This is a genomic window from Oceanobacillus sojae (assembly GCF_007991515.1).
Lineage (GTDB): Bacteria > Bacillota > Bacilli > Bacillales > Amphibacillaceae > Oceanobacillus > Oceanobacillus sojae.
The window spans coordinates 134804-156546 of the sequence record NZ_BJYM01000004.1; the positions used below are offsets into that span (position 1 = coordinate 134804).

The following is a 21743-nucleotide window of genomic DNA, read 5'->3' on the forward strand; positions in this document are numbered from 1 at the left end:
TATTTAGTCTACAAGATTGCTCAGCTGGCTGGCCATTTGATTCAAAGGTACTTGATAATCAGCTAACCCTTCATTGATAATTGATTTGGGCATTCCATAAACAATTGCCGTCTCTTCTGTTTCAGCAATAGACAATACATGTGGATTGGCTTTTTTCAGCTCTTTCAGACCGAGTGTTCCATCATTTCCCATTCCTGTTAAGACACATGTAATAATTTGATAGTTCTTCAACGCACACAAAGAGCGGAATAAAGTATTTACAGAAGGGCGATGTCCGTTATCTGCCGGTTCCTGGTTTAAAGAGACAATTAACGCCATGCCACTGCTCTTCACTTCCATATGATATCCACCAGGCGCGATATAAACAGTTCCCTTTTTCATTAACTCCCCGTGCTCTGCCTCTTTTACGGTCACCTTACTAATTTGGTTCAACCGTTCAGATAATGATGCTGTAAATCCAGGGGGCATATGCTGTACAACTGCCACAGGTGCACGAAGATTTTTTGGCAAAGCGGTAATCACTTCCTGCAACGCTCTGGGACCCCCGGTGGACGTTCCAATTGCAACTAATCTTTTAACGTTGAGTGATGGCTTCTCAGACAGGCTTATCGGCTGCCGAATATGCTCTATTGGTACATGCTTTTCTGCATTATTTATTTTTTTATGTACTTTGACTGCAGCTGCAGTGTATACTTTATTGCAAATTTCTTTTTCTACCGTTTTTATATCTAATGAAATAGCGCCAGACGGCTTTGTAATAAAGTCAACAGCACCAGTGGAAATGGCCTGGATGGTCTGATCTGCGCCTTTTCTTGTTTCACTGGAAAGCATAACTACCGGGGTAGGACATTGTTCCATAATCTGTTTTAGAGCTTCTAAACCATTAAGCTTCGGCATTTGAACATCCATCGTAATTACGTCAGGATGCAGTTTTTTTACTTTATTTACACCGTCCAAACCATGAACGGCTGTTCCAACAACTTGAAATCTGCCATCCTCTGTTAAAATTTCTGAAATCATTTTTCTCATAAATGCAGAATCATCTACGACAAGTACATTAACCAGAGTCATTCTCTCACCTCTCCATAAAATGTTTTATCCGCTCCATGAAACTGCCAGACCTACGTAAAGGCCCGCTTGTTTGATTTACATAGGTATGCAGAATTGAATCTACAGCTTTAGAAGCCTTTGTTTTCGGATATAGTATAGTATATGGTTTTTGATGCATTACTGCTTTCATAACATTTCCGTCTTCTGGAATGAACCCCAGACCTTGGGCTTCTCCATCTAAGAAACGGTGAATAATGGTATGAAAATTATTTAAAATATTTTGCCCATCCCTGCTATTTCTTGAACGGTTTAAAATAGTGTAAATTGGCATATCTGCCTGATTTAATAAAATATGCTTTATCATCCCATATGCATCTGTAATAGAAGTAGGCTCGGGTGTGGTTACGATAAAGCATTCATCTGCTGACATGATGAAAAATAACGCCGTTTCTGTAACACCGGCCCCCATATCAAACAGAACATAATCATATTCTCTTAATGTCAGCTCCAGCCCTTGATAAAAAATAGCTTTTTTATGCTGATCTATCTCTAAAAAGTCACGCAGACCAGAGCCCCCGGGAACGTAGTCAACGCCGTAGTTGCTTTTTACAATAGCATCTTGAATGGAGATTCGATTATTTAAAACATCTGCTATAGAATGCTTTGTCTGCATACCAAGAAGCAAATCAATATTTCCCATGCCAACATCCAGATCAAATACTAAAATACGATGTTTTTCTTTTGCAAGTTTAATAGAAAAATTCAAAGTGAAATTTGACTTTCCTACACCACCCTTACCGCTGCATATGGCTATCGTTTTCGCTGCTCTGTGCGGAGCAAGCTGGTTTCTTAGTTTTTCAGCCTGATCATAACTCATTGTTCATCACCTGCAATAAAACGACTAAGCTGCTTTATTGTTGGATCGACCATATCCTCCGGAACATCCTGACCATTTGTTATATACCCTATCCGAATGCCTGAATAACTTGATACCGCATTTAGGATATTGCCGTATTGTTCTGTTTCATCCAGCTTTGTCAATATAAGGCCATGTATTCCAATCGCATCAAACTTCCCGTAAATATCCAGAAAATCTTTCGGCTTTGCAGTCATGGACAAGACAAGATAATTTGTTACCTCGTCAGGGTTTATCCAGTCTGCTAAATCGTTTAAGTAAGCATCGTCCCGATAATTTCTGCCTGCTGTATCTACTAAAATCACATCATAGTCCTGTAATTGTTCTATATACTTGCGATATTCTTGTTTATTATAAGCCACTTGTACAGGTATATGAAGAATCTTCGCATATGTTTTCAGCTGTTCAACAGCTGCAATCCGGTACGTATCCAGCGTAATAAACGCTACTTTTTTATTCTCAGCTAGTTGCATCCGTGCAGCAATTTTTGCAATAGTGGTCGTCTTCCCTACACCAGTTGGTCCAACAAATTGAATCACCTTATGATTATAGGTGAAGCCTAATTCCAGACCTTCTAAACGTTTTTCTATCTTTTCGTGAACAGCTTGCTTTAATGTACTTGAATCTTCTTGAGAGGCAGTTCCTGGGTCGTTTCCTTCCTTCACGATATTCAAAGCAATATCAGGAAGTACTTCCTGCTGTATTAAGCCATCATAGATTATCTGTTCCTCTGGCGTTAACCTGAACTGCAGCTGTCTGCTTTGCGCTTCTAACAGTTTATAAACCTGTTCCATTTCTTTAGAACGCGGAGCATCTTTTATTTCTTCCCGGACCATTTCTTTCTTAAGAACAGGAGCTTCCTTTCGAATTGCAGCTTTTTTAGCAGGTTTCACCGGCTCTGGATCATAACCGGCAACAACCTCGATATAATTTTTTTTAAAGAGCCCTAAGATACCGCCTGATTTAATTTGTCTTGATTGTAAAATCACTGCATCTGTGCCAAAATCTTTTCTAACTTGCTTCATCACTTCCGGCATAGATGGAGCTTTATATTTTTTTATTTTCATGCGATATTCACCACCCCAACGCTTTGTACCTCAACAGTAGGTTCTAATTCATTATACGACAATACAACAACTTGAGGTAAAAACCGGTCTAACAATTGTTTTAAATACATCCGGACTGCAGGAGAGCAGATAATAATAGTTGTTTCTTCCTGTAAGGATACTTTTTCAGCTTCTTTATGAATTGCTTGAATAATAGCCTGCTGCTGATCTGGATCTAATGATAGATAATTTCCATGCTCTGTTTGTTGAATATGGTCAGCAATTGCTTTTTCGACTTTGCCGGAAACAGTAATTACCTTTAACAAGTTATCATCTTTCACATAGCTTTTTGTAATTTGTGATGCCAATGCTTGTCTAACGTATTCTCCTAAAACATCAGTATCATTTGTCAATTTAGCAAAATCAGCAAGCGTTTCAAAAATCACTGGCATATTTCGAATAGATACACTTTCTCTTAGCAGTTTTGCCAATACTTTTTGAATATCACCAATAGATAAAGGTTCAGGAGTTACTTCTTCCACTAAAATTGGGTTGGTTTCTTTTAAATGATCGATAAGCTGTTTTGTTTCTTCTCTTCCCAAAAGCTCAAATGCATGCTTCTTGATAACTTCTGTAAGATGAGTGGACACAACTGAAGGTGGATCAACCACTGTATAACCAGACAATTCTGCTTCATCTTTTACATTTTCACTAATCCATTTTGCCGGCAGACCAAAAGCCGGCTCTTTCGTATCAATTCCCTCTACATCATCCTCTAAAAAGTCAGGTGCCATTGCTAAATAATGATCCAGCATTAACTCCCCGCTGGCAACCGTGTCACCTTTTATCTTTAATTGATATTCATTCGGCTGGAGCTGTATATTATCCCGTATTCGGACTACTGGTATGACCATCCCTAATTCAATAGCAAGCTGTCTCCGAATCATAATTACTCTATCCAGCAGATCACCGCCCTGAGATGTATCGGCTAAAGGAATTAACCCATAACCAAATTCAAATTCTATCGGATCCATATTTAAGAGATTTATAACATTCTCCTGCTGTTTTAAAGCAGTTGATTCCGTTTCTTCTTCCTCTTCTTCTGTAACCTCTTCTGGTTCCGTCGTTCTTTTTTCCATCCAATAGCCGCTAAAAGCCAGGAAGGCTGCAAGAAGCGTAGTTAAGAAAAAGTTTATCGGTGTTAGACCAAGCAAGAAAATAGCTCCTGCTGCAATATATAAAAGCTTTGGGAACTGCAGCAGCTGATCTGTCACATCAGCGCTTAAATTACTTCCTCTGGCGGACCTTGTAACAACAATCCCGGTTGCGGTTGAAATTAGCAATGCTGGAATTTGGCTCACCAGGCCATCCCCGACAGTAAGTCTCATAAATAAATCAACAGATTCCTGCATGGACAGACCCATTTGCACAACACCAATAATCATTCCAAAAAGAATATTGATAAGAACAATAATAATTCCGGCTATGGCATCTCCTTTTACGAATTTACTTGCCCCATCCATGGATCCATGGAAATCTGCTTCATTTTCGATTTTTTCCCGTCGTTCCTTTGCCTGACTTTCCGTAATTAAACCGGCATTTAAATCAGCATCGACACTCATCTGCTTCCCTGGCATCCCGTCAAGGGAGAACCTGGCAGCTACTTCAGATACACGCTCTGCACCCTTGGTAATAACAATAAAATTAATAATAACCAAAATAATAAATACGACAAATCCGACTAAAGGATTGTTTCCAATTACAAAAGAGCCGAATGTTTCTACGACTCCTCCTGCATCACCTTCAGAGAGAATGGCCCGGGTCGTTGACACATTTAAAGCTAACCGGAATAATGTCAAAAGCAAAATCAGTGTTGGAAACACCGAAAACTGCAACGGTTCCGTTGTATTCATTGCCACTAAAATAACAACCAATGCAAGTATTATATTAATTAATATGAGAAAGCTTAAAAGTCCTCCTGGCATTGGTATAACCAGCATGACAATTACTAGTATAACGCCTAAGAGAACCGCAATATCCCGGACTTTCATTTCCATTCTCTCCTAACTTCTTACGCTTTTTTCTCCATTTGATAAACATAAGCAAGAACTTCTGCAACCGGCTGAAAGTATTCCTCTGGAATGACTTCGCCAATTTCTGCTGCTGCATATAATGCTCTTGCCAGAGAACGATTTTCTATCATATGTACATTGTGTTCCTTTGCAATTTCTTTGATACGCTGCGCAATGCTGTCCGTTCCTTTCGCAATAATAAACGGTGCCTCTGCCTTTACTTCATCATATTTAATTGCAATTGCATAGTGGGTGGGATTTGTAATAATAACATCCGCGCCTGGAACTTCACTCATCATTCTTCTTGTTGCTATCTGCCGCTGTTTTTCTTTCATTTTTGATTTAATTAAAGGATCCCCTTCAACATTTTTATACTCATCTTTAATATCCTGCTTGGACATACGAATGTTTTTCTCAAAATCATACTTTTGATACATATAATCTAAAACACCTAAAAAAATTAATAAAGCAATAGCCGAAAATGCCATTATTGCTGTAACCCGTGCAAAGAATCCCAATGCTCCCTCTGCATCTAAAAAAGCTGTCATGAGCATCTGATCTTTATTCATCCAAATTACTGTAAATGTTACCGCACCAACCAATGTAATTTTTAATAAAGATTTTAAAAACTCCACTAACGCACGTATGGAAAAAATCCGTTTTGCTCCTTTAATAGGATCAATTTTTTTCAAATCAAACTTCAAGGGCTCTGTTGTAAATAAGAACCTGACCTGAAGCAGGTTAGCAGCCAAACCGGAAATAATGGCAATCAGCATGATGGGAGCAACCATTAAAACTGCTTGAAGAAATGAATCATTAAACATCGTTTGAATCGAATTATTAGTCACTTCCCAATGAATGTATTCCGTAAATGATTTTTTATAAAATCCTGTCATATACTGAAGTATATAACCGCCAAAAACAAACAAACCGATAAAACATCCAAGCAGCAGGACGGCTGTATTTATATCCTGACTTTTGGCAATCCGCCCTTTTTTGCGTTCATCCTGTCTTTTCTTTGGAGTGGCTTTTTCTGTTTTTTCACCCGCGAAAAATTGTAAGTCTAATGTCAAAAACACATTAAGCACCTCCAAATAAAGCCATTAATTCCACCATTACACGATACATTGCCTCAAAAACATATTGTAATAAGCCTATGTAAAGTGCGAGAAAAACAAGGATTGCTGCAAAGCTCACAAGAATTTTTATTGGCAAGCCGACAACAAAAACATTCATTTGCGGTACCGTACGCGCTACGATCCCCAAAGCAACATCTACTAAAAACAAGCAGCCTACAATGGGGATAGCGATTTGAAAAGCAATGAGGAACATCGTATTAAATGTCGTCAGTACAAGCTCAATAATACTCTCTTCGCCAAATGGGATAAATTGATCTAATGAAATATAAGAAAAGCTGTTCATCATTCCATTTAAAATCATATGATGGCCGTCTACAGATAAAAAAAATAATAACGCAATAATATAAAAATATTGACCTGTCAATGGACTTTGTGCACCTGTTTGCGGGTCTACAACATTGGCAATAGCAAAACCCATTTGGAAATCAATAAAACCGCCGGCAACTTGAATAGCAGATACTAAAATAAACGCAATTAATCCAATACAAATACCGACAAGCGCTTCTTTCACCAGCAGAAATATATATAAATCATTCAGGGCAACATTACCGATGTCCACTGAGGAAATTAAAATGATTGTCAGAAAAAAACTGATTCCTATTTTAAATTGAACCGGAACTGACCGATAAGAGAACAGAGGCATAATTACAAAGAATGCCATAATACGAACAAAAATCAGAATGAATGCCGGAACAAGATTCCAGTTTATAATATCAATCATTCGTACTACCCTATATATTGATTAATATTCATATATAAATTGGAAGTGAATTCAACGATTGTCGTTAACATCCATGGTCCGAAGAATACTAAACCAAGTAACACTGCTAAGATTTTTGGAATAAATGCCAATGTCTGTTCTTGAATTTGTGTTGTTGCCTGAAAAATACTTACAAGTAGTCCGACTGCTAAAGCCAGCAGCAGTAACGGGACTGTTATTAACAAAATTGTAAAAATCCCCCGTTCAGCCAGGGTTAATACCAATTCACTACTCATTGATTCTACCCCTCTCACTTCCAATACGTGTTAAAAAAGGGCGATAAAAAGGACCAAGAAGTTCAAGGCAGCGCAGCTTTGAGTAGCGGAATGTATGTTTGTTAATACATGAGCAACGGAAAAGCAAGCTAACGCAGAAATTCGCCGTGTCATTTTTGGCGACCTTTTTTAACATCCTCATCTAAAAACCACCGAGTAGTGACTGCGTAATTAAATACCAGCCATCCACCAGTACAAATAGTAATATCTTAAACGGCAATGAAATCATTACCGGCGGCAGCATCATCATCCCCATTGACATAAGAATACTTGCGACAGCCATGTCAATAATTAAAAATGGGATAAATATCATAAAACCCATCTGAAATGCTGTTTTTAATTCACTGATTGCAAATGCAGGAACTAAAGTGGTTAAAGGGATATCCTGTACGGTTTCTGGAGGTTCTGCCTCTGTATAACGCATGAATAATTGCAAATCCTTCTGTCTTGTATGCTGTGCCATAAATTCCTTTAAAGGAACACTTGCATTATCATAAGCTTCATCCAAGGTAATCTCCTCAGCAAAGAGCGGCGACAAACCTTGCTCATAGACTTCTGAGAAAGTCGGAGCCATGATAAAGAAAGTCAAAAATAACGCAATACCAATGAGCACCTGATTTGGGGGCATCTGCTGCGTTGCTAAAGATGTACGTACAAATGACAATACAATAATAATCCGTGTAAAGCTGGTCATTAAAATTAAAATTCCCGGAGCCAGAGAAAAAATCGTTAATAACAGCAATAGCTTCACTGATGTTGCTATATTCGTTGGATCAGAACCTGAAAATATATCTATAAATTCATTCATTTAAATCGTCCTTATGCTTCTTAATAAGATCTTGGCGATTTTTGCGGATTGACTGCAGCTCCCTAGTAAGTAATTGATTAAAGGATTTGTCAGATGACTTACTAGATTTTTCATTTTTTCCTTTTGAAAATAAGGATAAGGTATCCGGATTCTTTTCTTCCGATTGATCAATCAGCTGTTCAATCGTTTCAGGATCATCGATTTCCTCTAACAGCTCCACATTATCTCCAACACCAATAAGATAATATCTGTTTCCAACACGGATAATTTGCACAGATTTATTTGCTCCTACAGATACTCCACCCACATTGCGCAGGAGGCCTGGCTGCTGATTAAACCCATTTCTTTTTCCTAAGAGCTTTAATACTATATAGACTAACCCCAGTACCAGAGCCAGACCAACAATTAACCGGACAATTTGCCAGCCCATCGATGTATTTGAAGAATCATCTTCTATCAAAAATCCATTGTCATTTTCCAGGATACTGTCTTCCTCATTCGTATCCGGCTGCTCATTATCCATATTTTGTTCATCGTTACACTCCTCACCATTTTCAAGGCAGTCTAACACATTTGTTTCTGCGCTTATACTGACCGGGAGCAACATAAAAAACAACACTCCCGCTCCCAGTACAAATATACGCCATGATTGCTTCTTCAATCTCGTCAACTCACTTTTTAAACACACTTGGGGAGTAAATACATCCCTGTGATACCCCTGCCTTCACTTCATACGGGTGGACGCTGTTCCCCATTCATTAGTGAGAAAAGATATATCCGTCTCACTAAATGAAGTTTACTTATCCAAGTGCTTTTTGAATAGCTTCAATAACACGTTCTGCCTGGAATGGTTTAACAATAAAGTCTTTTGCTCCGGCTTGAATAGCATCAATAACCATAGCCTGCTGTCCCATTGCTGAACACATAATTACCTTTGCTTCTGGATTTACTTGAAGAATTTCTTTTAAAGCTGCCAACCCATCTTTTTCTGGCATCGTAATATCCATGGTCACTAAATCAGGTTGACTTTCCTTAAATTTTTCAACAGCTTCATTACCGTCTTGTGCTTCAGCAACTACTTCAAAATCATTTTTTGTTAAAATATCCTTAATCATCATTCTCATAAAAGCTGCATCATCTACGATTAAAATCTTTTTGCTCATTTTTTTCTCTCTCCTCATTATACTAATCTACTTTTTCAAATGTTGAATTCTATCTAACTGACTAACAATATCCGTTACACGTACTCCGAAGTTTTCGTCGATAACAACAACTTCCCCTTCAGCCACTAATTTTTCATTTACAAGAATATCTACAGGCTCCCCGGCCAACTTATCTAATTCAATAATGGATCCTGCTCCAAGTTCTAAGATTTCCTTAATGGACTGCTTTGTTCTTCCTAACTCAACAGTGACTTTTAAAGGGATATCCATCAGCATATCCAAATTACGTTGTCCCTGACTGCTTAAAGGGGGCTGTTTAAAATCTGAAAAAGCTGCCTCCTGTATATTTGCTTCATGCAGGCTGCCGTGTCTGCCCAGAATGTCATCATTTTTTTGATGTGTTGATTCTGTGCTTGCTGCTGTCCGGCTGACAGACTCTTCCGCTTGAATGTTTTCCTGCAGTGGTGCTGAAGGAGTATTTAAGCTTGTATTTACATTCGTTTCAGGGATATCAGCCGGTTCGCTTGCTGCTGCTTTCTCTGGCTTCTTTTCTGCCGAACTTTCTTCTGTAGCTGCAGGAGCCGGATTCATTAATTGCTGTACTAATTCTTTAGCAAAATCAATTGGAACAAGCTGTACCATATTAGAATCTATTAAATCTCCAACCATTAATTTAAAGAAGACTTTGACATAAACGTCATCTTCAAATAGACCTTCTTTTCTTTCATTCCCCAATCCATGAATAATCTGCGGAGGAGAAATGTCAATTTTCTTATTAAATACTGTGGACATACTTGTGGCAGCAGCACCCATCATCTGATTCATTGCTTCCTGAACTGCACTGAGGTGCATTTCGTTCAGTTCCTTATCCGGGCTTGTCCCATCACCGCCAAGCATAATATCAGCAATTACTGCTGCATCCTCTGATTTAATGAAAAAAACATTATTGCCAGTAAAGCCTTCTATGTAATTTACTTGAACACTTACAGGTTTAAATGTCACTTCTTCTTCTAATTCATCTTTTGTAATTGTTGTAACAGCTGGTGTTGTAATCTCTACCTTTTGGTTTAAAAGTGTAGACAGAGTAGTAGCGGAGCTTCCAAAGGAAATATTTCCAATCTCTCCTAAAGCGTCTTTTTCTATACTCGTCAGGAACTCGTCCCCACCCGTTTGCTCCTGCTGGTTTTCATCCTCTTTATTTTCAGATACATTAAGCAGTGCATCAATTTCTTCCTGCGACAGCTTGCCGTCATTCATCATTTTCCATCACCCCATTCAGTTCCTCTAATACTTGAACAGACATTTTATGCCGATACTTACCTGGCTGCACAAGAAACTTAAACTCATCATTCACAGCCATCTTTAACGGCGAATCAATCGGCTGATCTAATGCAATCACATCCCCGGCAGAGAACTTCAAAAATTCATCAATATTAATTGTTGCTTCACCAAGGATTGCTTTTACTTCAACATCCGTATTTTGAAGATACTGTGACATTCTTTGCAGACTTTTTTCATCTTTATTTTTATTCGTCTGCATCCAATAGCTTGCAGAGAGCTTTGGTATAATTGGTTCCAAAATAATATGCGGAATACATATATTAATCATACCTGATACTTCTCCAATCATAGCTGTTAAAGAAACAACAACAACTGTTTCTGTTGGTGCAACAATCTGCATAAATTGGGGGTTCTCTTCAAATTCTTCTAAAACCGGTTCAATATCTGCAACAGATGACCAAGCATTTTTTAAACTGTCTTCAGCTTTCTCAAACAATTGTGTGAGCAAAAGCTTTTCAATTTCTGTCAGACTGCTTTTTTTTGAATCACTGGAACCTTTTCCGCCCAGCAACCGCTCCAATAATGCGAAAGCGATATTCGGGTTAATTTCCATAATCAAATTTCCGTCCAACGGCTGCAAACTATAAATATTAAGCACTGTCCGTTTCGGTACAGAGCGTATAAATTCCTCATAAGGTACCTGGTCCACAGAGGTAACATTTATATTTACATACGTTCGGAGCTGCGTAGCAAAAAAGGTTGTAAGCAATCTTGCATAGTTTTCATGAAGCCTAGAAATGCTTCGTATCTGGTCTTTAGAAAAACGTAACGCTCTTTTAAAATCATATACGCGAATACGTTTTTCATCTTCTTCCTTTTTCAACTCTTCTGCATCCATTTCTCCTGATGTTATCGCTGAAAGCAAGGCATCAATTTCATTTTGTGATAATACCTCATCCATAAAATTTGGTCACCTCCTAGCATGATATAATCTATTGAAGTATTTTCTTAATGGTATATACTTCGGTAACCGTTCCTTCTGTCATCATTTCATTTAAATTTGTTTTCAGCGTCTCCTCCAGATCATCAAGACCTGTTTGAAAATCCTCTTCTTCCATAACAGCCAATTCTTTAATTAATAGATTGGTGATTTGGAAGTCTCTTTTTTGTAATTCTTCCATCGCTTTTTTATCATCTGTAATCACTTGAAACTGAACCTGTACATATCTATCATCTTTAATATCTGTTGTTACTTCCGGCGTTTCATAGGAATGACTGACCATATCATCAATAGATTGCTCGCCGGATGTTTCTTCCGGTTCATTCACATAGATGACAATAATAAGCGTAGCTACAACACCAACAAGTAAAGTAATGATTGACGTTACAGCTATTTTTAATATTTTACTCATCTTTTTCACCTGCCTTTAAAGGAAGTGCAGGAAACCCAATCTCGTGATAAAAGGCTGTTACCTTTTTAATAATTTCTTCTTCACTTTCTTTTACAAACACTTTTTTTCCATTTAACAATGAAATACTTGTATCTGCATGGGCCTGAACTTGCTCAATCATTATTGCATTAAGAACAAAAGGTTCATTATTTAATCGGGTCAATCGAATCATGATTTATCGGGACTAGTCTGAGCATGTTAGTTCATGCTAGCCCCTTCCTCCCTTGCTTATCGTTTTAGATTAACAAGCTCCTGTAAAATTTCATCAGATGTTGTAATTATTCTGGTGTTCGCCTGGAATGAACGCTGTGCTGTAATCATTTCAGTGAATTCTTCAGATAAGTCTACGTTGGACATCTCAAGCTGACCAGTTCTAAGTACGCCAGCGCCTTCCTGTTCCGGTGTAAAGAATTCTGCACCTCCTGGGGCAGGCATTATACCAGAGTTATCTGTTGCACGATACAAATTACCGCCTAATTTTTCTAAACCATTAGGATTGGAAAAACGGGCCAAGCCTATATTAACGTTATTATCTACAACTTCTCCGTCTGCATCTATATACGTAACTGATCCATCTGTTAAGATACTGAAATCCTGTGAACCTGGTGGAACCTGAATAGCTTCTCCCTCGCTATCTAATAAATAAAGACCTTCCGCGTTTACAATATATCCGTTATCATCAAAACCAAAGCTCCCGGCACGTGTATAGTATCTATCATTTGGATTGGTTGTCACTGTTGCTCCTGCCCCTTCACCAGTAACCTGACCACCGCCTACAACAAACATACCATCTCCATCAATCATAAAATCTAACGGATAATTTGTAGTTTGTGTAAATCCCTGTGTATGGACATTATTAATCGCTCCTTGCTGTGAACCAAGACCAACCTGTTTGGCATTAACACCGCCTCGATTCCCGCCAGCACCCTGTGCTCTTGATGATGTTTGGCTCAGCATATCCTGAAAATTAATCGTTGCTTTTTTATAACCATTGGTATTAACGTTAGCAATATTATTTCCGATAATATCTAATTTTGTTTGTGAATTTTTCATTCCTGAAATACCTGCATACATTGAACGTAACATGATTATTTCCCCTTTTTCCTTTTAATTTGACCGCTTCTGTCATTCCACGGTTACAGACTTCCCTTAAAGGGTCCAGCCTTTTTGAATTTACAATAAAATTGTTCCATCGATATTAGTAAATACTTTTTTATCTGCCTCGGATTGATTCAACGCAGTAATCACTGTATTATTTTTGACACTGACAACCATTGCGCTTCCATCAACAACAACCAAAGCATCCTTAACTCCCATTTGTTTAGCTTCTTTTACTTTCTCATGAATAGATTCCCATTCCTTGTTGCTAAACTGGATATTCCTCTCCCGCATTCGATCTGCTGCATGCTTGCTGACAGCCAGTCCTTGTTGCTGTTGGAGAATATCGCCAAAGGATACATTTCCTTTTTTCGGTGCCGCTTTTTGTATATATTGCTCCTGTGATATAGCTGGTACGATTGGTTGAATTGGGCGAACCATTATTTTTCCTCCTCATTCTCAGAAGGGTCTGTTACATTATTTTCTGATTCATCATCTGTTTCCTGTCCTGATGTTCCTACCTCAATCACTGTATCAGCATAGATTTTCTTACCATTTTCCAAATGGAAAACAGCCCATCCATCCTGCTGAGATACAGAAACAATTTTACTTGATTCAATACCTTTTTCTCTTCCTGTTTCCTCGTCAAATGTTCTATAATTCACCGTTTCGCCGATCATATGGCTATACTGGATAGCTGGAGAAACAAGCTGATTATTAACCAGAAGCTCCATCGACTTTGACATATTCATCATTTGCTCCAAGGAAGAAAAAGTTGCCATTTGGGCAATAAATTCACTTTCATCCATTGTGTTCATTGGATTCTGATTTTGCATTTGCGCAACCAATAATTTTAAAAATTCATCTTTTCCTAATTCAGATGAAGGTGCCCTTTGCGTCGATTGATTACTTAAATATAAAGATGGATCTATGGAAGTAATTATTGTCACCGCCTTTCAAAAATGGATAAGAGCCATTACAAGCTAGGTTAACTCTGTATCTGTTCTTCTTCATTTTGAGATAATAGCTTCTCCATAAACGATTCAAATGACTCTGTTTCAGAATATTGCTCCTGTTCATTTGACTCAGAAGACTCTTCAAAATGATCTGCCTGCTGCTGGTCATTTTGATTTTCTTTCGAATTTTTAGATGCATCCGTTCCGTTGGAAAGCATCACATTATCCTGCTTTTCAATAGTTACCTGATGCGGAGAAAATACATTTCTCAGCTGATGCAGATTAGATTCTAATACTTCTTTTACGGCCTTAGAGGATACGAGCATCTGTACTGTCAATTCACCATTTGTCTGAACAAAACGGATTGTCATTTCCCCTAAATTATCTGGCCTTAATTGAATAGATATCGGATTTTGTCCTTGTACAAAGTTGTGCAGACGCTGGCTTTGAACAAGACTTTCAATCTTATCAATCAATTCTTTTCCTGATAAAGCCTTTGACAAATCTGTTTGCCCCATATTGACAATAAATTGCTCTACTTTTGAGATAGGCAGGCTCTCTTGTCTGAAAACATTTGGAGATGCACCTTGAATAGTTGTTTGCAGCCAGGCAGCTAATTTCGGCTCTATACGCTGTGCAGCTTCAGATACTGTTTTTGCCGATTGAGCTTCTGTTTGATCTGCAAAATTAACATTACTGTTCTGCTTAATAACTCCTGGAGCTACCTCTTTAAAAATTGATTGCAGCCATGTTACTATTCTGGCTTCTGTGCGCTGTGATCCTTCCATAACTAATTCAGATCTAACTGCTTTTTGCGGTTGAATCAGTATTTGTTCTACCAGCTTCCAGTCTTGCAATTGTTTCATTATTTGCTTTACCATTTGCTCTGCTGTTGCAGAATCAGCTCTTAATATGAATTGATTTAAATCCTGCAAAGCTTTATTTACCTCTACTGCTTTAGGATTCAATTCATCATTTGTCTCTGTTCCTTCAGGCAGATTGGCATCAAGCAATTGATAAACCATCTGGTTTACTGTCTGACTAAAAATGAATGAGTCAGCTCTTTGCATGTACTGATGAATATCGTCCAAAGCTTCTTTTTTATCCAACTCAGGATTTTCCTGGAAAAACTGATCCCAATCCTGCTTTAATTTTGCTAACAGACTGGCTGTATCATCTATAACCGCCATTTCATCTACACTTTGCAACAGATTTACTATTTCATTGTAAATATCTGCAGCTCCCTGTAAATCTGCTTTTTCTTCTGAAGGAGATAGATGCTGTTTAAGCAGTTTTTGAATAAGTAATTTCTGCTGCTCGTCATCATCATCCATAGAAACTTCTTGTTGAGAAGATAAGCTTTGCATTACTAATGTAAGTATTTCTTCTTGCAAGCCATCATTTTCTTGCAAAATAGCGAGTACTTCATCTGGTAATAGCTCCTTCAGCTGTTGATACGTTTTATCCAGCTGTTTCTTTTTATTTTCTTGCATTGGGACTGATATATCATCGGATACTGGTACTGTTTGCCGTAATAATAAATCACGGAAACCCGAATTCTGGTTCATTCCCTGTCCGGTATGCATCTTCTGATTGGAAAGCATAAATTCAGGCATACTTAATATCATCGGATTCATTTATTCACCTCCCTTCAATTTTTTATAAATAAAGAAAATCTATGATTCTAACATAAAATCGTATTTATTAAGGAACAGCTACGTCCAGCTCAATCAACATTTTGGTATAGGTTGTTGCTGCTTCCAATTCCATTTTCTGTAAAATATCACCACGATCACCCGTTGACATTTCTTCTAAAATATCAACAGCTAAATCATCCTCTAAATTTTCGAGGATAGCGGCTGCTTCTTTACTTTTCATACCTTCCAGCGTTTTCGTCATAGAACTTTTTTCTGAAGCATTTGCCTGCCCTTGCGGATGTTCTACCTCTTGCTCTCCATCCGCATTTTCTTCTGCATCAGCACTTGCTGTTTCTTCCAGTTCATCCTGCAAACTGCTGATCTGGCTTTCCAGTTCAGTGACGGTATCCTCAAGACCTTGAATTTGTTCATCCTTGTTATCAATAATTTTATCTTTGCTTTCCAGCTGATTCTGTAGTGCCTGGATGTCATTGCCAGCATTTTTTTCTTCATCATCTATGAACATTTCTCCAACAACAGGAATGGATTTCCCCTGTTCCTTCAGCCAATCCAACGTATTAAATCCTGCAATATGTAAAACAAAAACAACAATGACAGCCAGGATAAAGAGTGGCATAGCTATTAAAAACAGCTTCATAAAGACACCACTTGAAGACTTTTGAACTTCTGTTTCGCTTTGTTTTTTATTCTTCATTTTTTTCACCTTTGCTTTTGTCTCAGATACTGTTGCATTGACATTTCATCCATAAAACTGGCTTCCTGTCTTCTTACAATTGCTTGAGCTTCTTCTTTTTTCAATTCAATAATCTTGTCATATTTTTTATATTCAATATAAGCTTCAGATAATTTGCTTTGTTTCTTATTCATATCGTTTCTTGCTCTTTGAACTAAAAGCTGGACAGTTTGAATTTGATTTGTCAGTTTCTCAATATAGGCAGACTGTTCTTTTATTTTCTCGATCGATGTAGACGCTTGAATGGCAGTTTCAAAGGAGTTCTCTGCAACTTCTTTTTTCTGCAATAGATTATACAGCTCCGTAGCAATCTTTTCGAACGTTTCTTGTGACTGCACATAAGCCTTCTGAGCTATTTGCTTCTCATTATCATGTATATCTCTTATCTTTGCTAAACTGGATATCCCAGCCATAAAAACAACTCCTTTATTCAACCAGATTTCTCATCATTTGAATGGTTTCTTCAAAGCTTACCTGCTCATACACCCCTTGTTTTAAAAAAGAAACAATTTTGGGATAAGATGAAACAGCTAAGTCTACCTCAGGATTTGTTCCTTTTTTATATGCGCCAATAGAGATTAACTCATTATTTTCTTCATACGTTGCAAGAAGTGTTCTTAAACCTGTCGCTATCTGTTTATGCTCATCTGTTGCAATAACATTCATCACCCTGCTGATTGACTTTAAAACATTAATTGCGGGATATTGACCTCTTTCTGCAATTTTACGGTCCAGAACAATGTGACCATCAAGAATACCTCTTACTGCGTCAGCAATCGGTTCATTCATGTCATCTCCATCAACCAGCACCGTATAAAATCCAGTTATTGAGCCTTTTTCATCCGTCCCGGCCCGCTCTAACAACTTAGGTAAAATAGAGAATACGCTTGGAGTATATCCTTTTGTCGTCGGCGGTTCGCCAACAGCTAAACCAATTTCTCTCTGTGCCATAGCAACACGTGTAACAGAATCCATCATTAAATTCACATTAAATCCTTGTTCTCTGAAATATTCACTGATAGCAGTCGCTGTATATGCTCCGCGAATTCGCATGAGTGCAGGCTGATCAGAGGTTGCTGCAACAATAATGGATTTTTTTAATCCCTCTTCACCTAAATCATGCTCAATAAATTCCCGAACCTCTCTTCCACGCTCTCCAATCAGTGCAATAACATTTACATCCGCATTACTATTCCTTGCAATCATTCCTAATAATGTACTTTTTCCGACACCGCTACCGGCAAACAGGCCGACACGCTGACCGATTCCCATTGACAAAAATCCATCAATAGCCCGCACACCAATTTGTAATGGCTGTCTGATTGTCGGGCGGGAAAGCGGGTTAGGAGGCTTTCTCTCCGTCTGGTATCTTGTTAAGCCCTTTGGTAATGATTCAGAATCAGAAAGCGGCTTTCCCAAAGGATCTAATACATGACCTATCAGACTTCTTCCTACCTTCACCATTAATGGATTTCCAGTAGCCTCCACTAAACAGCCTGAACCAACTTCATTAACTTCCCGATAAGGCATCAAAATAATTTTTTCGTTCTGAAAGCCTACTACTTCTGCTAAAATGAGATTACCATCGTTTGTACTGGTATGTATGTAACAAACCTCACCAATATTCGCAGCCGGCCCTTCTGATTCAATCATTAAGCCTACTACGCGAGTAACTTTTCCAAATCGTTTATATGAATCAGTTTTTTCAATTATTGAGATGAGCGCCTCTGTATTCATTGCATATCCTCCATAACATAATCCATCAATGCCTCTCTTATTTTCTGCAGCTGTGCATTGATACTTGTTTCCACTTGCCCATGAGGGTATTGAATAATACAGTCTGTTGACTCGATATGTACGTCTGCATGGATAGACAGCTTAGTATCGTCGCCTATTAGACGCTGCAGCTCATCCTGATGAGAATGAACCTCTTCATAATAATCCGGGTGAACAATGATTGTAATGGACGGCTGGGACTTCACATCTTCAATCGCCGCCTTGATTAATTCCATAATATAATCTGGTTTTCCCTTTAACTCCTGATGCAGGATTTTATTCGCAACTGTCATGGATATCTCCACAATGCTTTCTGTTTGCTTTTCCAAGGTTTGATGATAATCCTCTTTTGCTATATCAATGATATGATTAGCTTTGTTCAGCCGACTTTCAAACTGCTGAAAAGCCTCTTGCCTTCCATCCTCATATCCTTTTTGAAATCCTTGCTCCTGTGCTTCCTCCATTAACTTTTGTTTTTCTTCTTCCCACTTGCTGCGAGCTTCTTTTATCTGATTATCAGCTTCTTCAATCCGTTTGTCCTGCTGCTCTTCAATAGAGGCTAACTCTTGTTTTCGTAATAAAATGGTCTCAGATAATTGCTGATGCACTTTATTTGCGTCCTCTTGATGCGTATCTGCCGGCGGAACAATGGATTCAATCGGTTTAATCGATATTTGTTTTTTGTAACTAGACAATAATATCGTCTCCTCCGCCTCGCGCGATAACAATTTCTCCTTTTTCTTCCAGACCACGTATTACATTGACAATTCGTGTTTGTGCCTCTTCTACATCTTTTAAGCGCACTGGTCCCATATACTCCATCTCTTCTTTAAAGGTAGTCACCATACGTTCAGACATATTATTGAAGACAATATCCTTCACCTCATTGCTGGCAACTTTAAGAGCTAATCGTAAATCATCATTATCCACTTCTCTGATGACACGCTGAATGGCACGATTATCCAAGGTAACAATATCTTCAAATACAAACATTCTTTTCTTAATTTCTTCTGCTAAATCCGGATCCTGAGACTCTAAAGCATCTAAAATTGTTTTCTCTGTTGCACGGTCTACTCCATTAAGCACCTCTACCACCGTTTGAATACCGCCAGTCTGTGTGTAATCCTCAGTCATAGAAGAAGATATATTTTTTTCTAACACCTGCTCTACCTGGCTGATAATCTCTGGTGATGTGGAATCCATCGTAGCGATTCTACGGGCAACATCTGCCTGCACATTTTTAGGCAGGGCAGAAAGGATTTGGCCACTTTGCTCAGCATCTAAATATGAAAGGATAAGCGCAATGGTTTGCGGATGCTCTCCTTGAATATAATTCAAAACCTGCTGCGGGTCTGCCTTTCTTGCAAAATCAAATGGTCTTACCTGCAAGGAAGAGGTCAGACGATTGATAATGCTCGATGCCTCCTGCTTCCCGAATGCTTTTTCCAATACTGTTTTGGCATATCCTATACCTCCTTGAGAGATATAATCCTGTGCAACTGCAATCTGATGAAATTGATCTAATATATCTTCTTTTAAATGTGAATCTACCTTTTTCACAGAGGAAATATCTAAGCTGAGCTTCTCAATTTCTTCTTCTGATAAATACTTATACACTTGTGCTGATACATCCGGACCTAATGAGATTAAGAGAATGGCTGCTTTTTGTCTTCCTGTGAGTGTATTTTTTCTTGCCATAAATAAAACCTCCTAGTCTTCATTCATCCAGCTCCGTAATAATTTCGCAAATTCTTCTGGTTTTTCATTTGCAATTTTCTCAAGCTGTTTTCTTCTGATAACTTCTTCTGTATCTTTTGCGGTAGTAAGATCTGGAATAACCGGTTCCTCGTTATTGGTTACAGATGTTAATGGCCGTTCTTCCTGTATTTCTTCTTCCAACCATTCTTCCTCAGCACGATTTCTTCTGAGCATAACTATTAAAATAACTATGACAATTAGTAATATTCCGCCGGCAATATACAGCCATAAAGGAATTCCTGCTCCAGATGGTTCTTCTTGTTCTCCGGCAGAAGCGCTGAATTCCTGGAAAACAATCGATGTATTAGCACCGGCCTCTTCATCCTGTAAATCACCATCAACCGATGTTTCGATGATAGAATTCAAAATGGATTCGACACCTTCTTGAACATCTGTCTGTTCTTGCTGGTTTAAAAATTCTGTTTCTCCATCTGCACTTTGTCTTGCGCTGTTAACCGCCACCTGTATACCAAGGTCTCTGACTTGGTAAGGACTTTCTACTATCTCACGACGGATACGGTTAAACTCATAATTAATGGTTTCTTTATCTAATTCGTATTCACCGTCGTCACCATCACCGGCAGGAAAGTTAGCAACATCTTCCTCTCCAGTGCCCGCAACACCATCCGGGCCTCCCTGGCCTGCATAAGACTCTTGTATCGTTTCTAAGCTGACAGGAATACCTTCCATTGCTTCTAAATCGACAGGCTCTACTAAGTCTTCTGTTCGATTCTCCTGTGAAAAATCAATATCTGCAGTAACGGAAACAACAATATTTTCATTTCCTAACATTGTACCGAGCATCTGCTGTAATCTTCGTTGAATATCCCGCTCTACATCTTTCTTAATAGATTGCTGATTTGAATATGTATCCTGACCTCCGGCAAATTGCGTATCCCGATCATAGTATTCAAAGTACTGGTTCATAATGATGATATCTTCCGGATCTAAATTAGGGACTGCCTTCGATACAAGATGATAAAGTCCTTCTACCTGATTTCCTTCAAATTGATATCCTGGCTGTGTATGCAGCATGATAGCAACACTTGCTTCTCCAGATGCTTCATCAGCAAATACAGGCTGCTCTGGCATGTTGATCATGACATTTGCATCTTGTATGCCATCGATACCGGAAATCAAATTCCCAAGTTCAGTTTGCATTGCATCCAATTTCATAACACTAAATTCATTCTCTGTAATACCCCAGGAGGCATTTTCACTAAAAAAAGAATAATCTATACTTCCGCTGCTTGGAAGACCCATAGAAGCAAACTCCAATAATAACGAATCAACCTGTTCCTCAGGAACCAGAATAGAGGCTCCGCCATTTTCAAGCTCATATGGAACAGCTCTCGTATCCAGCTCAGCTGTAATCTGGCCAGCCTCTTGCAGGGATAAATTATTATACAGAGGAACAAATTTCGTATTTGCAGTAAAGAAAACCATCGCAGCAATCAGCATAATGATCAGAACTGCTCCACCAATCATTGTTCCTTTTTGTCCCTTAGATCTGGATTTCCAAAAAGTAAAAGTGGATTCTCTCCATCTTTGTAATCTCTCTTTCATATACACTACCCTCACTAAATTCAAAAAACTGTAATCTTTATTATTACTTACGGTATTCACTCCAAAATATGGAAACAAATTTCATCAGACGAGTACCCATAAACTTTCGCCAGTTAGTTTAATTACCATCAGAATTAAATTATATTAATCTGATAACATTGGTAACCATAGTCCAGGCTCCAGTTCTGTATTAACTTCACACTGTCATAGTGACTTATGCACCAGCTATATGATATT

The 21743-nt window shown here is 38.3% G+C and carries 24 protein-coding genes; all 24 read right to left on the reverse strand.

Translation table 11 applies throughout. The features are described from left to right. Positions 1-3: 3 nt before the first annotated feature. The gene (locus tag OSO01_RS05985) at positions 4-1071 is read right to left on the reverse strand and encodes a protein-glutamate methylesterase/protein-glutamine glutaminase (protein WP_147209532.1); all 1068 of its coding nucleotides are present in this window, start codon (positions 1069-1071) and stop codon (positions 4-6) included. Between the two features lie 4 nt (positions 1072-1075). Further along, positions 1076-1927: a MinD/ParA family protein gene (locus OSO01_RS05990; protein WP_147209533.1), complete on the reverse strand. Its 852-nt coding sequence runs from the start codon at positions 1925-1927 to the stop codon at positions 1076-1078. Continuing rightward, a complete protein-coding gene (gene flhF / locus OSO01_RS05995; RefSeq protein ID WP_147209534.1) occupies positions 1924-3033 on the reverse strand; it encodes a flagellar biosynthesis GTPase FlhF in 1110 nt (369 codons plus the stop codon). The genes OSO01_RS05990 and flhF overlap by 4 nt, the downstream gene beginning before the upstream one ends. Further along, entirely contained in the window at positions 3030-5063 is a 2034-nt protein-coding gene (gene flhA / locus OSO01_RS06000; protein WP_147209535.1) for a flagellar biosynthesis protein FlhA, read from the reverse strand. Before flhA ends, flhF begins: the two co-directional genes overlap by 4 nt. Before the next feature lie 20 nt (positions 5064-5083). Beyond that, positions 5084-6163 carry a flagellar biosynthesis protein FlhB gene (gene flhB / locus OSO01_RS06005; protein WP_147209536.1) on the reverse strand — a complete coding sequence of 360 codons (1080 nt, stop codon included), beginning with the start codon at positions 6161-6163 and terminating at the stop codon, positions 5084-5086. 1 nt (position 6164) lies between these two features. Continuing rightward, on the reverse strand, positions 6165-6944 hold the full coding sequence (gene fliR, locus OSO01_RS06010) for a flagellar biosynthetic protein FliR (protein WP_147209537.1): 780 nt from the start codon (positions 6942-6944) through the stop codon (positions 6165-6167). Positions 6945-6949: 5 nt separating this feature from the next. After that, complete coding sequence (fliQ, locus tag OSO01_RS06015) at positions 6950-7219, reverse strand: flagellar biosynthesis protein FliQ (RefSeq protein WP_040980134.1); 270 nt, start codon at positions 7217-7219, stop codon at positions 6950-6952. A gap of 181 nt (positions 7220-7400) precedes the next feature. Next, positions 7401-8066 (reverse strand): flagellar type III secretion system pore protein FliP, encoded by a 666-nt coding sequence (gene fliP, locus OSO01_RS06020; RefSeq protein WP_077601177.1) that lies wholly within the window; start codon positions 8064-8066, stop codon positions 7401-7403. After that, complete coding sequence (fliO, locus tag OSO01_RS06025) at positions 8059-8727, reverse strand: flagellar biosynthetic protein FliO (protein WP_147209538.1); 669 nt, start codon at positions 8725-8727, stop codon at positions 8059-8061. The genes fliP and fliO overlap by 8 nt, the downstream gene beginning before the upstream one ends. 139 nt (positions 8728-8866) lie before the next feature. Then, entirely contained in the window at positions 8867-9229 is a 363-nt protein-coding gene (locus OSO01_RS06030) for a response regulator (protein ID WP_147209539.1), read from the reverse strand. A 27-nt stretch (positions 9230-9256) separates the two neighbouring features. Next, entirely contained in the window at positions 9257-10489 is a 1233-nt protein-coding gene (gene fliY / locus OSO01_RS06035; protein ID WP_147209540.1) for a flagellar motor switch phosphatase FliY, read from the reverse strand. Continuing rightward, positions 10479-11471 (reverse strand): flagellar motor switch protein FliM, encoded by a 993-nt coding sequence (fliM, locus tag OSO01_RS06040; RefSeq protein WP_147209541.1) that lies wholly within the window; start codon positions 11469-11471, stop codon positions 10479-10481. Before fliM ends, fliY begins: the two co-directional genes overlap by 11 nt. A gap of 31 nt (positions 11472-11502) precedes the next feature. Then, the gene (fliL, locus tag OSO01_RS06045) at positions 11503-11922 is read right to left on the reverse strand and encodes a flagellar basal body-associated protein FliL (RefSeq protein ID WP_147209542.1); all 420 of its coding nucleotides are present in this window, start codon (positions 11920-11922) and stop codon (positions 11503-11505) included. Further along, a complete protein-coding gene (locus tag OSO01_RS06050) occupies positions 11915-12133 on the reverse strand; it encodes a flagellar FlbD family protein (protein ID WP_147209543.1) in 219 nt (72 codons plus the stop codon). Before OSO01_RS06050 ends, fliL begins: the two co-directional genes overlap by 8 nt. Positions 12134-12189: 56 nt before the next feature. Next, a complete protein-coding gene (gene flgG, locus OSO01_RS06055; RefSeq protein ID WP_147209544.1) occupies positions 12190-13047 on the reverse strand; it encodes a flagellar basal body rod protein FlgG in 858 nt (285 codons plus the stop codon). A gap of 87 nt (positions 13048-13134) precedes the next feature. Next, positions 13135-13500 carry a TIGR02530 family flagellar biosynthesis protein gene (locus OSO01_RS06060; RefSeq protein ID WP_147209545.1) on the reverse strand — a complete coding sequence of 122 codons (366 nt, stop codon included), beginning with the start codon at positions 13498-13500 and terminating at the stop codon, positions 13135-13137. Then, positions 13500-14009 carry a flagellar hook assembly protein FlgD gene (gene flgD, locus OSO01_RS06065; RefSeq protein ID WP_307725834.1) on the reverse strand — a complete coding sequence of 170 codons (510 nt, stop codon included), beginning with the start codon at positions 14007-14009 and terminating at the stop codon, positions 13500-13502. Before flgD ends, OSO01_RS06060 begins: the two co-directional genes overlap by 1 nt. Positions 14010-14047: 38 nt before the next feature. Beyond that, entirely contained in the window at positions 14048-15652 is a 1605-nt protein-coding gene (locus OSO01_RS06070; RefSeq protein ID WP_147209546.1) for a flagellar hook-length control protein FliK, read from the reverse strand. 67 nt (positions 15653-15719) lie between these two features. After that, a complete protein-coding gene (locus OSO01_RS06075; protein ID WP_147209547.1) occupies positions 15720-16367 on the reverse strand; it encodes a MotE family protein in 648 nt (215 codons plus the stop codon). Positions 16368-16372: 5 nt separating this feature from the next. Beyond that, the gene (gene fliJ, locus OSO01_RS06080; RefSeq protein ID WP_147209548.1) at positions 16373-16819 is read right to left on the reverse strand and encodes a flagellar export protein FliJ; all 447 of its coding nucleotides are present in this window, start codon (positions 16817-16819) and stop codon (positions 16373-16375) included. Positions 16820-16832: 13 nt separating this feature from the next. After that, positions 16833-18143 (reverse strand): flagellar protein export ATPase FliI, encoded by a 1311-nt coding sequence (gene fliI / locus OSO01_RS06085; RefSeq protein WP_147209549.1) that lies wholly within the window; start codon positions 18141-18143, stop codon positions 16833-16835. Then, complete coding sequence (fliH, locus tag OSO01_RS06090; protein ID WP_186813572.1) at positions 18140-18877, reverse strand: flagellar assembly protein FliH; 738 nt, start codon at positions 18875-18877, stop codon at positions 18140-18142. Before fliH ends, fliI begins: the two co-directional genes overlap by 4 nt. After that, entirely contained in the window at positions 18870-19880 is a 1011-nt protein-coding gene (gene fliG, locus OSO01_RS06095; RefSeq protein WP_147209551.1) for a flagellar motor switch protein FliG, read from the reverse strand. The genes fliH and fliG overlap by 8 nt, the downstream gene beginning before the upstream one ends. A gap of 12 nt (positions 19881-19892) precedes the next feature. Beyond that, complete coding sequence (gene fliF / locus OSO01_RS06100; RefSeq protein WP_147209552.1) at positions 19893-21506, reverse strand: flagellar basal-body MS-ring/collar protein FliF; 1614 nt, start codon at positions 21504-21506, stop codon at positions 19893-19895. Between the last annotated feature and the right edge of the window lie 237 nt (positions 21507-21743).

What these genes read in the sequence shown, in the direction of transcription:
- fliP (WP_077601177.1), bottom strand. Translation starts at nt 8,066, where the DNA reads ATGAATGAATTTATAGATATATTTTCAGGTTCTGATCCAACGAATATA.
- flhA (WP_147209535.1), bottom strand. Translation starts at nt 5,063, where the DNA reads ATGAAAGTCCGGGATATTGCGGTTCTCTTAGGCGTTATACTAGTAATT.
- flgG (WP_147209544.1), bottom strand. Translation starts at nt 13,047, where the DNA reads ATGTTACGTTCAATGTATGCAGGTATTTCAGGAATGAAAAATTCACAA.
- fliI (WP_147209549.1), bottom strand. Translation starts at nt 18,143, where the DNA reads ATGAATACAGAGGCGCTCATCTCAATAATTGAAAAAACTGATTCATAT.
- fliM (WP_147209541.1), bottom strand. Translation starts at nt 11,471, where the DNA reads ATGGATGAGGTATTATCACAAAATGAAATTGATGCCTTGCTTTCAGCG.
- flhF (WP_147209534.1), bottom strand. Translation starts at nt 3,033, where the DNA reads ATGAAAATAAAAAAATATAAAGCTCCATCTATGCCGGAAGTGATGAAG.
- fliG (WP_147209551.1), bottom strand. Translation starts at nt 19,880, where the DNA reads ATGGCAAGAAAAAATACACTCACAGGAAGACAAAAAGCAGCCATTCTC.
- fliQ (WP_040980134.1), bottom strand. Translation starts at nt 7,219, where the DNA reads ATGAGTAGTGAATTGGTATTAACCCTGGCTGAACGGGGGATTTTTACA.
- fliL (WP_147209542.1), bottom strand. Translation starts at nt 11,922, where the DNA reads ATGAGTAAAATATTAAAAATAGCTGTAACGTCAATCATTACTTTACTT.
- OSO01_RS06075 (WP_147209547.1), bottom strand. Translation starts at nt 16,367, where the DNA reads ATGAAGAATAAAAAACAAAGCGAAACAGAAGTTCAAAAGTCTTCAAGT.
- OSO01_RS06060 (WP_147209545.1), bottom strand. Translation starts at nt 13,500, where the DNA reads ATGGTTCGCCCAATTCAACCAATCGTACCAGCTATATCACAGGAGCAA.
- OSO01_RS06030 (WP_147209539.1), bottom strand. Translation starts at nt 9,229, where the DNA reads ATGAGCAAAAAGATTTTAATCGTAGATGATGCAGCTTTTATGAGAATG.
- OSO01_RS06070 (WP_147209546.1), bottom strand. Translation starts at nt 15,652, where the DNA reads ATGAATCCGATGATATTAAGTATGCCTGAATTTATGCTTTCCAATCAG.
- fliR (WP_147209537.1), bottom strand. Translation starts at nt 6,944, where the DNA reads ATGATTGATATTATAAACTGGAATCTTGTTCCGGCATTCATTCTGATT.
- OSO01_RS05990 (WP_147209533.1), bottom strand. Translation starts at nt 1,927, where the DNA reads ATGAGTTATGATCAGGCTGAAAAACTAAGAAACCAGCTTGCTCCGCAC.
- OSO01_RS05985 (WP_147209532.1), bottom strand. Translation starts at nt 1,071, where the DNA reads ATGACTCTGGTTAATGTACTTGTCGTAGATGATTCTGCATTTATGAGA.
- OSO01_RS06050 (WP_147209543.1), bottom strand. Translation starts at nt 12,133, where the DNA reads ATGATTCGATTGACCCGATTAAATAATGAACCTTTTGTTCTTAATGCA.
- fliY (WP_147209540.1), bottom strand. Translation starts at nt 10,489, where the DNA reads ATGATGAATGACGGCAAGCTGTCGCAGGAAGAAATTGATGCACTGCTT.
- fliJ (WP_147209548.1), bottom strand. Translation starts at nt 16,819, where the DNA reads ATGGCTGGGATATCCAGTTTAGCAAAGATAAGAGATATACATGATAAT.
- fliF (WP_147209552.1), bottom strand. Translation starts at nt 21,506, where the DNA reads ATGAAAGAGAGATTACAAAGATGGAGAGAATCCACTTTTACTTTTTGG.